Raw genomic sequence first — 12936 nt, forward strand, 5'->3', positions numbered from 1 at the left:
GGCGTTCTTTTTATCGGAAATCAGAACTTGAAGCTGTCCTTGAGGGTCACGATCCGGTTGTAGACGTGGGGGTCCTTGCTGTCCGGCGTGAAGTAGCCGGTGCGGACAAACTGGAACCGCTCGCCGGGCTTGGCGTCGGCCAGGCACTGCTCCAGCTTGGCGTGGGGGATCACCTGCACGCTGTCGGGGTTCAGGTAATCCTTGAAGTCGGCGCCGTCCGGAATCGCGTTCATGTTGGCTTCGGTGAACAGCTTGTCGTACAGCCGCACCTCGGCGTCCACACAGTGCGCGCAGCTGACCCAGTGGATGGTGCCGCGGACCTTGCGGCCGTCGGCGGGGTTGCCGTTGCGGGTCTCCAGATCGGCCTCGGCGTGGATGGCCACGACGTTGCCGTTCTCGTCCTTGTCCACGCCGGTGCAGCGCACGAGGTAGGCGCCCATCAGACGGACCTCGCTGCCCAGCGTCAGCCGCTTGAACTTCGGCGGCGGAACCTCAAAGAAGTCGCTGCGGTCAATCCAGACCTCGCGGGTGAAGGCCACCTGGCGGGTCGAGGTGTCGTTGGCGTCACGGTTGGGGTTGTTGGGCAGCTCAAACAGCTCGGTCTTGTCGGCCGGATAGTTGTCGATGATCAGCCGGACCGGGTCCAGCACCGCCACACGGCGGGCGGCCGACAGTTCCAGCTCGGCGCGCAGCACCGCTTCGAGCTGGCGCATGTCCACCAGGCTGTCCGCCTTCGCCACACCGGCCGAACGCACAAACTCAAAGATGCTGGTCGGCGTGTAGCCGCGGCGGCGCAGACCGCACAGCGTCGGCATCCGCGGGTCATCCCAGCCGTCCACGATGTGCTTCTCGACCAGTTCGCGCAGATAGCGCTTGCTCATGACGGTGTTGGTCACGTTCAGACGGGCGAATTCCCGCTGCTTGGGGAACTCGCTGCCGAACAGGTTGCTCACCACCCAGTCGTACAGCGGGCGGTGGTTCTCAAATTCCAGGCTGCACATCGAGTGGGTGATGCCCTCGATGGCGTCCTGGATCGGGTGGGCAAAGTCATACAGCGGATAGATGCACCACCGGTCGCCCTGGCGATGATGGGTCACATGCTTGATGCGGTAGATCGCCGGGTCGCGCAGGTTCATGTTGGGGCTGGCCAGATCAATCTTGGCGCGCAGCGTCTTTTCGCCGTCGGCAAACTCGCCGGCGCGCATCCGGCGGAACAGATCCAGGTTCTCCTCCGGCGTGCGGTCGCGGTAGGGACTCGGACGGCTGGGCTTGCCGGCATCGTTGCCGCGGTATTCCTGCATCTCCTCGCGGGTCAGGTCGTCCACATAGGCCTTGCCTTCCCGGATCAGCTTCTCGGCATACTCGTAGCAGCGGTCAAAGTAATCGCTGCCGTAAAACACGCCGCCGTTGGGCGTCGCACCCAGCCACTCCAGGTCCTTGAGGATGCTCTGCACATACTCGTCCCCCTCGCGGGCGGGGTTGGTGTCGTCAAAGCGCAGGTTGAACTTGCCGCCGTAGGTCTTGGCAGCCATATAATTGATATAAATCGCCTTGGCCGAGCCGATGTGCAGGTATCCGTTGGGCTCCGGCGGGAACCGGGTGTGAATCTCCTTCACCTTGCCCTGGGCCAGGTCCTCATCAATGACGTCGGTCAAAAAGTTGGAAAATTTTTCTTCTGACATAATATCCACCCCAAAGTTCAGATAATATCCTCTATTGTACAATAGTCGGTCCCTTTTTGCAAGACGGCACGGAAAAGAGCTGTCCGGCTTGACGGCAGGACCCGCCGTCGGGTATGCTGGAAGCAGAAGGAGGACTGCGGTATGAAATCACTCAAAAACCTGCTCACCGGCTTCGTGCTGCCGGTCATCGTGACGGCGGCGCTGTTTGTGGGCATTTCCATTGTCAAGGACGGGATGTATCTGCTGGGGGTGCCCGCCGTCGGGGAGGTGCAGCGGGTGACCGTCGCCTATCCCGCCCTGACGCCGGACGTGCGGGAAACCACCGACCCCGACCAGATCGAGCTGGCGGTCAAGCTCACGGGGTTCCTGAAATACGCCATCTTTGCCGACCCTGACCCGGACGACTCCCCGCTGATCACCATCACCTATTTTACCGCGGACGGCGAGACCACCGTCTCGGCCAGCCGCCGGACGGTCTGGTGGAACGGCCGGGCGCTGCCGCTGCGGGATGAGGATACCTTCGTCAACCTGACCGAGGGCATCTTCTTCTATGATCTGGTCGCACCGGAAGAATGAACAGGAGGCTCCCCGCTGCGGGGAGCCTCCTGTCGGTTACCGGTAATCAATGGGCAGGGTGGGCAGACCGTTGAGGGTCAGCCCTGCGATATTGCCGTCCAGATACTCATAGTACCCCTGGGCGGCGATCATCGCGCCGTTGTCGCCGCAGAACTTGAGCGCCGGCAGATAGACCCGTGCCCCCAGCTTCTGGGCGCCGTCGTTGACAAGCTGGCGCAGCCGGCCGTTGGCCGCCACGCCGCCCGCCAGACAGATCACCCGGGCATGGGTGTCCGCCGCCGCCGACAGCAGCTTGTGGGCCAGAATTTGGGCGATCCGCTCCTGGAAGCTCGCGGCCATGTCGGGCACCCGGATGGTTTCGCCGCGCTGTTCGGCGTTGTGCACCTCGTTGACGACAGCGGTCTTGAGACCCGAAAAGCTCACGTTGTACTTGCCCTCCACATGCGGGGTGGGCAGCTTGTAGGCGTGGGGGTCGCCGGTCTTGGCCGCCGCCGAGATGCTGGGCCCGCCGGGGTAGGGCAGACCCAGCGTGCGGGCCACCTTGTCAAAGGCTTCGCCGGCGGCGTCGTCCACCGTGCGGCCCAGCACGCGGTAGCGGCACCAGTCCTGCACCTCGACGATGTGGCTGTGCCCGCCGCTGGCCACCAGACACAGGAACGGCGGTTCCAGCTCGGGATGGCTCAGATAGTTGGCCGCAATGTGGCCGCGCAGATGATGCACCGGCACCAGCGGTTTGCCGGCCCCGTAGGCCAGCCCCTTGGCAAAGTTCACCCCCACCAGCACGGCGCCGATCAGGCCCGGCGCAAAGGTGACGGCCACGGCGTCCACATCGGCAATCGTCATGCCGGCGTCCGACAGGGCCTGCTGCACCGTCGCACTGATGTACTCGGCATGGCGGCGGCTGGCAATCTCCGGCACCACGCCGCCGTACAGCGCCTGTTCCCGGACGCTCGTGGCAATGACGTTGGAAAGCAGTTTCTTTCCGTCCTGGACGACCGCGGCCGCGGTTTCGTCGCAGGTGGATTCAATTCCCAGAATATACATTGGACAATCCTCCACAGTTTCAGTGCGCTTCCAGCCAGGTGGTGCCCACGCCGACCTCGGCGGTCAGCGGCACGCTGTACTGTACAACCTGCTCCATCTCTTCGCGGAGCAGACGGCTGACCTGTTCCACTTCCTCCTCGGGCGCCTCCACGATCAGTTCGTCGTGGACCTGCAGCAGCAGCCGCGCCTGCAGGTGTTCGCGGCGCAGCCGTTCCCAGACATGGACCATCGCCAGCTTGATGATGTCCGCCGCCGTGCCCTGGATCGGGGTGTTGCGGGCCATCCGCTCGCCCGAGGAACGCACCTGGAAGTTGGAGCTGGCCAGTTCGGGCAGCGGGCGGCGGCGGCCGAACAGCGTCTCCACATACCCGTTCTCCTTCGCGTGGGTGATGCAGTCCTGCATATAGCCGTCCACGCGCGGGAAGGTGTTCAGATAGGTTTTCAGGAACGCCTCGGCCTCCCGCACCGGGATGTTCAGGTCCTTGCTCAGACTGAACGCGCCCTTGCCGTACATGATGCCGAAGTTGATCGCCTTGGCGGAGGTGCGCAGCTCATGGGTGACCTGCTCCTCGGGAATGTGGTAGATCTTGGCCGCGGTGGCGCGGTGGATGTCCGCTCCCGACCGGAAGGCCTGCTGCATCGCCTCGTCGCCGGTGATGTGCGCGAGAATCCGCAGCTCAATCTGGGAGTAGTCGGCGTCCACGAGCTTCCAGCCAGGCGACGCCACAAAGAAACCGCGCAGCCGGCTGCCCAGCTCGGTGCGGATCGGAATGTTCTGTAGGTTGGGCTCGGTGGAGCTGATCCGTCCGGTGCGGGCCTCGGTCTGGATGAAGGTGGAGTGAATCCGCCCGTCCGGCCCCAGCGCCTTGAGCAGCCCGTCCACATAGGTGGACAGCAGCTTGGAATAGGTGCGGTATTTCAGAATATCGTCCACCACCGGGCTGTACGGGCGCAGGCTTTCCAGCGTCTCGGCGTCGGTGGAGTAGCCCCGGCGGGTCTTTTTGCGGGGCGGCAGCCCCAGCTTGTCAAACAGGGCCTCGCCCAGCTGCTTGGGGCTGTTCAGGTTGAACTCATACCCGACCTCCGCATAGATGGAGCGCAGAATCCCGTCCAGCTCGGCGCGCAGACTGTCGCCGAAGGCGCGGATGCCCTCGGGGTCCACCGCAAAGCCGATCCGCTCCATGTCGGCCAGCACCCGGGCCAGCGGCAGTTCCATTCCGGTCAGCAGGGCGTCCTCCTTCTGTTCCCGCAGCCGGGCCTGCAAAGCCTCGCAGAGCCCCGCCAGCACACCGGCGTCGGGGCAGGCCTCGCAGGCAAAGGCGGGCCGGATGCCGTACTCGGCCGCCAGCGGCCCGACCTGGTAATCGCTCGCCGACGGGTTGAGCAGATAGGCGGCCAGCTTGCCGTCAAACTGCACGGCCCGGCCGGTGCCGCCCGCGTCGAGCGCCGCATGGAACAGCGGCTTGGCGTCAAAGACAAAGAGCTCGGCATCGCCGTCCAGCAGGGACGCCAGACGCTCCGGCGCCACCGACCAGACATGGTTTTGCTGTACCGCATACCAGCCCTCCGGACCCTGGGCCAGATACAGCCGGCCGGCGGGCGCATCGGGCAGCGGTTCGGGGTGGACCTGGTCCACGGCGGCCGGGGCGCTGTTCTCCTCCAGACCCCAGCGGGCGGCCAGTTTGTGCATCTCCAGGTCGGCCAGCAGATGGGCCGCCGCGGCCGGATCGCCCGCGCCGCGCCGGTAGGCGTCGGGGTCGGTCTCGATGGGGGCGTCCCGGCGGATCGTGCCCAGCATCCGGGACAACTCGGCCGATTCCCGCCCGGCGGTCAGCTTTTCCCGCTGTTTGGGCTTGATGGCCGGGTCGTCCAGATGGTCATAGACCCCCTCGAGACTGCCGAACCGCTGGACCAGGGCCAGGGCGGTCTTTTCGCCGATGCCCGGCACACCGGGAATGTTGTCCGATGCGTCGCCCATCAGGCTCTTGACCTCGATGAGCTGCGGGGGCTGGACGCCGTACTTTTCCTCGACGGCGGCGCAGTCCATCACGACGGTCTCGCGGTTGGTGGCCAGCAGCACCGTCGTGGACGCATCCACCAGCTGCAGGCTGTCCCGGTCGCCGGTGGCCAGCAGCGTCACGCCGCCCGCCGCCTCGTTGGCCGCGGACAGCGTGCCCAGCAGATCATCCGCCTCCCAGCCCGCCCGGCTGACCTGGACAAACCCCAGATCGGCCAGCAGCTCCTTCAGAACCGGCATCTGCTCGGCCAGTTCGGGGGGCATCCCATGCCGGGTGGCCTTGTAGCCCGCAAAGGCAGTGTGGCGGAAGGTGGGCGCCTTCTCGTCCCAGGCCACAGCCACCGCGTCGGGGCTGTGGGTGGCGAGCAGGTTCAGCAGAATGTTCTGGAACCCGAAAATGGCATTTGTATGGCGGCCGTCCTTGGTGGTCAGCAGCTTGATGCCGAAATAGGCCCGGTTCACCAGGCTGTTGCCGTCCAAAACCAACAGTTTCATAAAAACCTCCTGAAAGATGCTGTGCTGAACCCCAGTATATCACAAATTGCACTGTTGCGGGGAGTGTGGTAGAATAATAAAACGATCTTTACAGACAAATCGCACAAGATGGGAGAGTTTATGCAGCTTCGCAGCCTTACCCTGCCGGACCATCCGGCGGTGTTTGCCCCCATGGCGGGGCTTTCCGACGCGGCCTGCCGTCACTTGATGGCGGACCACGGCGCGGCCTGGACGGTCAGTGAGATGGCCAGTGCCAAGGCCATCACCTTCGGCGACAAAAAAAGCATCGCCCTTCTGCGCGATGCCCATCCCCACGGGGTCTACGCCGTCCAGCTGTTCGGCGCCGAACCCGAGACGGTGGCCCAGGCCATCGGCATCATCCGGGACAAGGGCGTCGCCTTTGATATTCTGGACCTGAACATGGGCTGTCCGGCCCCCAAAATCACCTCGGGCGGGGCGGGCAGCCGGCTGCTGCTCGACCCGGCCCTGTGCGGGCGGATGGTGGCGGCGGCGCGGCAGGCCCTCGGACCGGACACGCCGCTGACCGTCAAGATGCGCATCGGCTGGGATGGCGATCATCTGACCGGCGTCGAGGTCGCCCGGGAATGTGAGCGGGCTGGCGCCGACCTGCTGGCCGTCCATGGCCGTACCCGCGAACAGATGTATATCCCGCCCATCGACCCGGCCGCCATTGCCGCCATCCGGCAGGCGGTGCAGATCCCGGTGCTTGCCAACGGCGACATCACGTCCGCCGCCGGCGCGGCCCGCCTGCTGGAACAGACCGGCTGTGCGGGTGTCATGATCGGGCGCGGGGCGCTGGGCGACCCCTGGCTGTTTGAGCGGGTCAACGCGGTGTTGGCCGGACAGCCCGAACCACCCCTGCCCAGTCTGAACCGCCGGATGGCCGCCCTGCGCGCCCAGGTCTATGAGATGTGCGAGGAAAAAGGGGAGTGGACCGCCATGCCCCAGGCCCGCAGCCAGGCCATGTATTATATGAAGGGACTCAAGGGAGCGGCATCGCTGCGGCGGTACTGCTCGATGCTCGAACACTTCCCCGATGTTGACCGCCTGATCGACACGGCCTGCCGCCTGCAGGATTAAAACCGGCCCCGGGTCAGCTCGTCCAGATTCTGGTTGTAGCATGGCAGCATGTGCTGCATGAAGTAGTCCGCTTCGGGGCAGTGCATCTCCTCCAGCGCGCGGCGCTGCTGGTCCATCGCGGCCGCAAACTCACGGTTGCCGCTGCCGACCTCCTCCATGCACTTGATCAGGGCGCTCAGCCGGTCGGCGGCCTTGAGCAGCCGGCGCTCGGCCTCGTTGAGCACCTGCCCGGTCAGATACCCTTCCTCCACCTCGCGCAGTTCGGGCGGCAGCAGGCTGGCCATGGCGCGGGCGCTCTGCCGCTCCACCTCCTTGTAGGCGTCGCGCAGCGCGTCGTTCTTGTACTTGACGGGGGTGGGCATGTCCCCGGTCAGAATCTCCGGTGCGTCGTGGTACAGCGCCGCGGCGGCCACCGTGTCGGGACGGATCTCGTCCCCGGTCCCGGTGCAGTGCCGGGCAATCAGACACAGCGCATGGGCCAGCACCGCGGTGTCGGCGGAGTGTTCGCTCAGCGACTCGGGCCGGCCGTTGCGCATCAGCGACCACCGGGTAATGTACTTCATCCGGCCGAGCAGCGCGTGGAACGGATAAGTTTTCATTGCAAAAGCAGTTCCTTTCCTGTAAACTGTGGGGTTGGGAAAACCGATTCCAGTATACCACATGCAGGGTCCGTTATTAAGGACTTCGCGGGAATTTTTCAAAAAAGAGGGGGCTTCCGGTATGCCGCAGCTCGCACTTCACCCATCCAAAAGCCGTTACTGGCAGGTGTTTCTGCTCTGCCTGGCGGTCAGCGCCGCCCTGTTTGCGCCGCATTGCCTGATCGACGCACTCAGCGGGGATTTCTTCCACTATGCGGGGGACTTCAACGATCAGCAGATCTCCTTCTATTCCTATGCCAATGCCTTCGTCAAACAGGGCGGCACCTTCAGCTGGGCCACCGACCTCGGCAGCGGGTTTGTCAATGCGTACAGCTTCTATCTGTGCGGCAGCCCCTTCTTCTGGCTCACGCTGCTGCTGCCGGACTGGCTGACCCCCTGGTTCATGGTGCCGATGCTCTGCCTCAAATTTGCCGTCGCCGGCGGGGGCGCCTACCTCTGGATGCGCCGCTGGGTCCGGGACGAGGAGTACAGCGTCATCGGTGCCTGCCTGTATGCCTTCTCGGGCTTTACCATTTATAATATCTTCTTCAACCATTTCCTCGATGTGGTGGCCCTCTTCCCGTATCTGCTGGCCTCGCTGGATGACGCGGTGCTGGACGGCAGACACCGGATGTTCCCCTTCTGGCTGGGCCTCAACCTGCTCAACAACTATTTCTTCTTTGCGGGTCAGGCCGTCTTTCTGATCATCTACTTTGTCTGCCTGACGGCGGGCGGCGCTTACCGTCTGACCCGGCGGCTGTTCGGCCGTCTCGCGCTCGAAACCCTGCTCGGCTGTGCGATGGGCTGCGCGCTGCTCTGGCCGGCGGCCCTCTCGCTGGTGCAGAACCCCCGCACCATCGACCCCTTCAACGGCTACGGGTATCTCGTCTACGGCAGTGCGCAGCAGTATCTGGCCATCTTTTACAGCGCCTTCCTCATGCCGGATGCCCCCTATCTGCGCGACCTCTTCCAGGAAGGCATCCTCAAGCATACCAGCATGACGGCCTACCTGCCCGTGGTGGGCATTGCGGGCGGCCTGGTCTTCTGCCGTGTCAGACGCCGCCATCCCTTCTCCCGCATCCTGCGGGTCTGCGTGATCTGCGCCTTTGTGCCGGTGCTGAACAGCATGTTCTATGCCTTCAACTCCAGCTATTACGCCCGCTGGTACTATATGCCGGTGCTGATCCTCTGCGCCGCCACCGTCATGGCCCTGCGCAGCGAACGGCTGCGCCGCACCGAGTTCCGGCTGGCGCTGCGCGTCGTCGCACTCTGCACCCTCAGCAGCATCGCCTTCGCACTGGTCCCGGTGACGGAAAACGACACCACGACGCTCGGCGTTGTGGAGGAACCGCTGCGCTACTGGGGACTGCTGGCCGCCACCCTGCTGGGCATCGCCCTGTTTGCGCTGCTGCTGCATCTGCGCCGGCCGGAGCGGTTCGCCTCGCTGCTGCTGGCGGCGGTGCTCGGCTTCAGCTTTGTGTACGGACAGGTTCACCTCTCCATCACCAAGTACGGCCAGTGGTACCATGACGCCGCCTATGTGGACGAAACCTGGGGCCAGGCCGATGAGGTCAACGCCGCCCTGCCCGACGATGCCTTCTACCGCATCGACGCCTACGAATGTTACAACAATATGGGCCTGTGGCTGGACAAGAGCTGCATCCAGTTCTTCAACTCCACCGTGGCCCCCAGCATTCTGGAATTCTATCCCAGCGTGGGCGTCACCCGGGATGTCAGCTCCAAGCCGGACGTCGGCCTTTACGCGCTGCGCGGACTGCTCAGCGTGCGGTATACCCTGGTCCCGCGCGACGCCGACGCGGACTGGAAGAAGGAGAAAGCCCAGGGCTGGAAGGCCGCGGGCGAAGCGGGGGACTACCTGCTCTATGAAAATGAAAACTGGGTGCCGATGGGCTTTACCTATGACCGGTACGTCACCCAGGAGACCTTTGACTCCGTCGCCGAGGAGAAGCGCGGCAACCTGCTGATGAAGGCGCTGCTCCTCACCGATGACCAGATCAGCCGCCTGGGCGATCTGCTGACCGAACTGCCCGCCGACGAGGTGGGGACGCTGGACTTTGCCGGCTATGCCGACGACTGCGCCGCCCGCCGCGCCGATGCCGTGACCGGATTCACGGCCACCCGCACCGGGTTCACCGCCACGGCGGACCTGGACCGGGAAAACCTCGTCTTTTTCAGCGTCCCCTACGATGACGGCTTCTCCGCCACCGTGAACGGACAGCCCGCCGCCATCGAGAAGGTGGACAACGGTCTGATGGCGGTGCGTGCCCCGGCGGGCCGCAGCGAGATTGTCTTTACCTACCACACCGCGGGGCTGCGCGCCTCGGCTACGGTCAGCGGCGCGGCCTGCGTCGTCTGGCTGGCCGGCGTCTGCCTGCCGGTCCTGCGCCGTCGCCGCCGTGCCGACAGTGCACCCGCAGCTCCCCAAGATCCCAGAAAGTGAGAACCAGATCCATGACCTATGCCGAACAGCTGGCCAAAGAATTTCAGCTATCCCCCAACCATGTGGAAGGCGCCATCGCCCTGATTGACGCCGGCAACACCATCCCGTTCATCGCCCGGTACCGCAAGGAGGCCACCGGGTCGATGGATGACCAGGTCCTGCGCAGCCTGGGCGACCGCCTGGCCTACCTGCGCGGGCTGGACAAGCGGCGCGAGGAGGTGCGCAGCGCCATCACCGACCAGCAGGCCATGACGCCCGAGCTGGATGCCAGACTGAGCGCCGCCGCCACGCTGGCCGAACTGGAGGACCTGTACCGCCCCTACAAGCCCAAGCGCCGCACCCGGGCGGGCATTGCGCGGGAGCGGGGACTGCAGCCGCTGGCCGATGCGATCCTGCGCCAGGACGCCGCCTTTGATCCCGAGGCAGCCGCCGCCGGCTACCTGAACGACGAGGTGCCCGACGCCGCCGCGGCCCTGGCCGGGGCGCAGGACATCCTGGCCGAGACGGTCAGCGACAGTGCCGCCTGCCGTGCCGAGCTGCGCCGCTATTATCACGCCTTCGGCGCGGTGCGCAGCGTGGCCGCCAAGGAGGAGGACAGCGTCTACGCGCCCTACTACGATTACCGTGAGCCGGTCAACAAGATTCCCGGCCACCGCATTCTGGCCCTTGACCGCGGCGAGCGGGAAGGGTATCTCAAGGTCTCCATCGAGGTGGATGCCGAGCGGGCCGCCGCCATCACCGCCTGGATGTTCGCCCGCAAAAAGACCGGCGGCGCCAGCGCCCGCATCGTCGAAGCCGCCGCCCGCGACGCCTATGCCCGGCTCATCCATCCGAGCCTGGAAAACGAACTCCGGGCCGAGCTGACCGCCCGGGCCGACGAGGGCGCCATCGAGGTGTTCGGCAGCAACCTGCGCCAGCTGCTGCTCCAGCCGCCCATCCGGGGCAAGACCGTCATGGGCCTCGACCCCGGGTACCGGATGGGCTGCAAGATCGCCGTCGTGGACCCCACCGGCAAGGTGCTGGACACCGGCGTGGTTTATCCGGTGCCGGAATTCAAACGGGTCGAGCAGGCCGAGCGCACCGTCAAGGCGATGATCCTGCGCCACGGCGTGGAGGTGCTGGCCATCGGCAACGGCACCGCGGGCCGCGAGACCGAGGAATTCGCCGCCCGTGTGATCCGGGACCTGGCCGCCGAGAAGGGCCTGCATCTGCAGTACATGGTGGTCAGCGAGGCCGGTGCCTCGGTCTATTCGGCCTCCAAGCTGGCCGCCGAGGAATTCCCCCAGTTTGATGTCAACCTGCGCAGCGCGGTCTCCATCGCGCGCCGGCTGCAGGACCCGCTGGCCGAGCTGGTCAAGATTGATCCCAAGGCGGTCGGCGTGGGCCAGTATCAGCACGATATGCCCCAGAAACGCCTCAACGAGACGCTGGACGGCGTGGTGGAGGACTGCGTCAACAGTGTGGGCGTGGACCTGAACACCGCCTCGGCCCCGCTGCTGCGCCGTGTGGCCGGCATCACGGCCGCGACGGCGCGCAACATTGTGGCCCGGCGCGAGGAGGAGGGTGCATTCCGCTCCCGCGCCCAGCTCAAAAAGGTCAAGGGGCTGGGCCCCAAGGCATTTGAACAGTGCGCGGGCTTTCTGCGGCTGCCCGGCGCCGAGAATCCCCTGGACGCCACGGCCGTCCATCCCGAGAGCTACGCCGCCGCCCGCGGCCTGCTGGAGGCCTGCGGCTACACCCCCGCCGAGATCGGCACCGCCCGGATGCAGGAACTGCCCGCCCGGGTGCGGTCCTGCGGGACCCGCAGCCTCTGCGAGCGGCTGGGCATCGGCGAGCCGACGCTGCAGGATATTGTGGCGGAACTCTGCCGCCCCGGCCGGGACGTGCGCGACACCCTGCCCCCGCCCCAGCTGCGCAGCGATGTGATGAAACTCGAGGATCTCAAGCCCGGCATGGAGCTCACCGGCACGGTGCGCAACGTCATTGACTTCGGCGCCTTCGTGGATATCGGGGTGCATCAGGACGGTCTGGTGCATATTTCGCAGATTTCCGACCGGTTCATCCGCCATCCCGGCGAGGTTCTCAAGGTCGGGGACGTCGTCCGCGTCCGGGTCCTCACCGTCGATGTCAACAAAAAACGCATCGGCCTGACCATGAAAGCTGTGCCGCAGGCAACCAAATGACAGAAAACAGGGCCAATTATGGAATTTTGTTGCAAGCCCCCCGCTGACCCCCACGCGAAAACGGCTATACAAAACTATTGAATGTGTGTAAAAGAAAAGAAAATCAAGCTGATAGTTAAAATTTAAAATCCGATAAGGCAAAAAATATAAAGAAAACATTACTCTGGCTTCAAAGTTTTGTGATAGCAGACAAATCCAAATATGAACAAATCCCTCTTTTGTGCATCCTGATGAAAAAATCGGCTTTGTGAATGTTACACAACTCCGTTGGAAATAATTATGCTATAATGCACAATGTAAGGAGGACAGAGAGCAAGCGGCTCCGCTCCTTGCACCGCGGACATGATGGTCCGCGGGTGGGATATATTGTATGGAGGTCTTTATGATGGTGAGACAAGTCAAGGTTTCCAACTTCGCCGAAGTTCAGGGGATCGTGTCTGCCGCCGCCAAATGCTACAACGAGGTTGGCGTGCACGACATGAAGGGCAGCATCGCCGATGCGAAGAGCATCCTGGGGATGATGAGCCTCGATTACAGCCACCCTGTCAAGATTGTCTGCGAAGATGAGCATGATCTGGACCGCGTCGTGGGTGCTCTGCGCCAGTGATGCCGGGTCCTGCCTCAATACCTGGAAACATCAGAAAAGCCGCCGGCCGACCAGCCGGCGGCTTTTTGTCTGCACGGCGCAAGTCTTTACTTGCATTGACTGCCCAAAAGCGTTATAATACCTTTATATTGC

9 protein-coding genes are annotated in these 12936 nt (G+C 64.4%); 5 read left to right on the forward strand and 4 right to left on the reverse strand.

Annotated features, from left to right (window positions below; genetic code table 11):
* Positions 1-20: 20 nt before the first annotated feature.
* On the reverse strand, positions 21-1682 hold the full coding sequence (locus tag U0L91_RS05845; RefSeq protein WP_330045259.1) for a glutamine--tRNA ligase/YqeY domain fusion protein: 1662 nt from the start codon (positions 1680-1682) through the stop codon (positions 21-23).
* Between the two features lie 141 nt (positions 1683-1823).
* Between U0L91_RS05845 and U0L91_RS05850 the strand changes: the two genes are divergently transcribed.
* The gene (locus U0L91_RS05850) at positions 1824-2258 is read left to right on the forward strand and encodes a hypothetical protein (RefSeq protein ID WP_330045260.1); all 435 of its coding nucleotides are present in this window, start codon (positions 1824-1826) and stop codon (positions 2256-2258) included.
* Positions 2259-2294: 36 nt separating this feature from the next.
* On the opposite strand, the gene tsaD is transcribed toward U0L91_RS05850, so the two are convergent.
* Positions 2295-3302: a tRNA (adenosine(37)-N6)-threonylcarbamoyltransferase complex transferase subunit TsaD gene (gene tsaD / locus U0L91_RS05855; RefSeq protein WP_330045261.1), complete on the reverse strand. Its 1008-nt coding sequence runs from the start codon at positions 3300-3302 to the stop codon at positions 2295-2297.
* A 19-nt stretch (positions 3303-3321) separates the two neighbouring features.
* Positions 3322-5814, reverse strand: coding sequence for a DNA polymerase I (locus U0L91_RS05860; protein ID WP_330045262.1), 2493 nt, complete (start codon positions 5812-5814; stop codon positions 3322-3324).
* 120 nt (positions 5815-5934) lie between these two features.
* Here U0L91_RS05860 and dusB point away from each other — a divergent pair, with 120 nt between their 5' ends.
* Positions 5935-6915, forward strand: a complete 981-nt coding sequence (gene dusB, locus U0L91_RS05865) for a tRNA dihydrouridine synthase DusB (protein ID WP_330045263.1) — start codon at positions 5935-5937, stop codon at positions 6913-6915.
* Here the strand turns inward: dusB and yfbR are convergent.
* Positions 6912-7514 (reverse strand): 5'-deoxynucleotidase, encoded by a 603-nt coding sequence (gene yfbR / locus U0L91_RS05870; protein ID WP_330045264.1) that lies wholly within the window; start codon positions 7512-7514, stop codon positions 6912-6914. The genes dusB and yfbR overlap by 4 nt on opposite strands.
* A gap of 121 nt (positions 7515-7635) precedes the next feature.
* On the opposite strand from yfbR, the gene U0L91_RS05875 reads away from it, so the two are divergent.
* The 3 genes from U0L91_RS05875 (at position 7636) to U0L91_RS05885 (ending at position 12804) form a co-directional block, all read left to right on the forward strand.
* Positions 7636-10014 carry a YfhO family protein gene (locus U0L91_RS05875; protein WP_330045265.1) on the forward strand — a complete coding sequence of 793 codons (2379 nt, stop codon included), beginning with the start codon at positions 7636-7638 and terminating at the stop codon, positions 10012-10014.
* Between the two features lie 11 nt (positions 10015-10025).
* Positions 10026-12197: a Tex family protein gene (locus U0L91_RS05880; protein ID WP_330045266.1), complete on the forward strand. Its 2172-nt coding sequence runs from the start codon at positions 10026-10028 to the stop codon at positions 12195-12197.
* A gap of 382 nt (positions 12198-12579) precedes the next feature.
* Positions 12580-12804 (forward strand): HPr family phosphocarrier protein, encoded by a 225-nt coding sequence (locus U0L91_RS05885; protein ID WP_330045267.1) that lies wholly within the window; start codon positions 12580-12582, stop codon positions 12802-12804.
* Positions 12805-12936: the final 132 nt, after the last annotated feature.

This window comes from Gemmiger sp. (genome assembly GCF_036306485.1).
Lineage (GTDB): Bacteria > Bacillota > Clostridia > Oscillospirales > Ruminococcaceae > Gemmiger.

Bases quoted from the DNA above. Each gene is read 5' to 3' on its own strand.
- U0L91_RS05845 (WP_330045259.1), bottom strand. From the start codon at position 1,682: ATGTCAGAAGAAAAATTTTCCAACTTTTTGACCGACGTCATTGATGAG.
- U0L91_RS05850 (WP_330045260.1), top strand. From the start codon at position 1,824: ATGAAATCACTCAAAAACCTGCTCACCGGCTTCGTGCTGCCGGTCATC.
- tsaD (WP_330045261.1), bottom strand. From the start codon at position 3,302: ATGTATATTCTGGGAATTGAATCCACCTGCGACGAAACCGCGGCCGCG.
- U0L91_RS05860 (WP_330045262.1), bottom strand. From the start codon at position 5,814: ATGAAACTGTTGGTTTTGGACGGCAACAGCCTGGTGAACCGGGCCTAT.
- dusB (WP_330045263.1), top strand. From the start codon at position 5,935: ATGCAGCTTCGCAGCCTTACCCTGCCGGACCATCCGGCGGTGTTTGCC.
- yfbR (WP_330045264.1), bottom strand. From the start codon at position 7,514: ATGAAAACTTATCCGTTCCACGCGCTGCTCGGCCGGATGAAGTACATT.
- U0L91_RS05875 (WP_330045265.1), top strand. From the start codon at position 7,636: ATGCCGCAGCTCGCACTTCACCCATCCAAAAGCCGTTACTGGCAGGTG.
- U0L91_RS05880 (WP_330045266.1), top strand. From the start codon at position 10,026: ATGACCTATGCCGAACAGCTGGCCAAAGAATTTCAGCTATCCCCCAAC.
- U0L91_RS05885 (WP_330045267.1), top strand. From the start codon at position 12,580: ATGATGGTGAGACAAGTCAAGGTTTCCAACTTCGCCGAAGTTCAGGGG.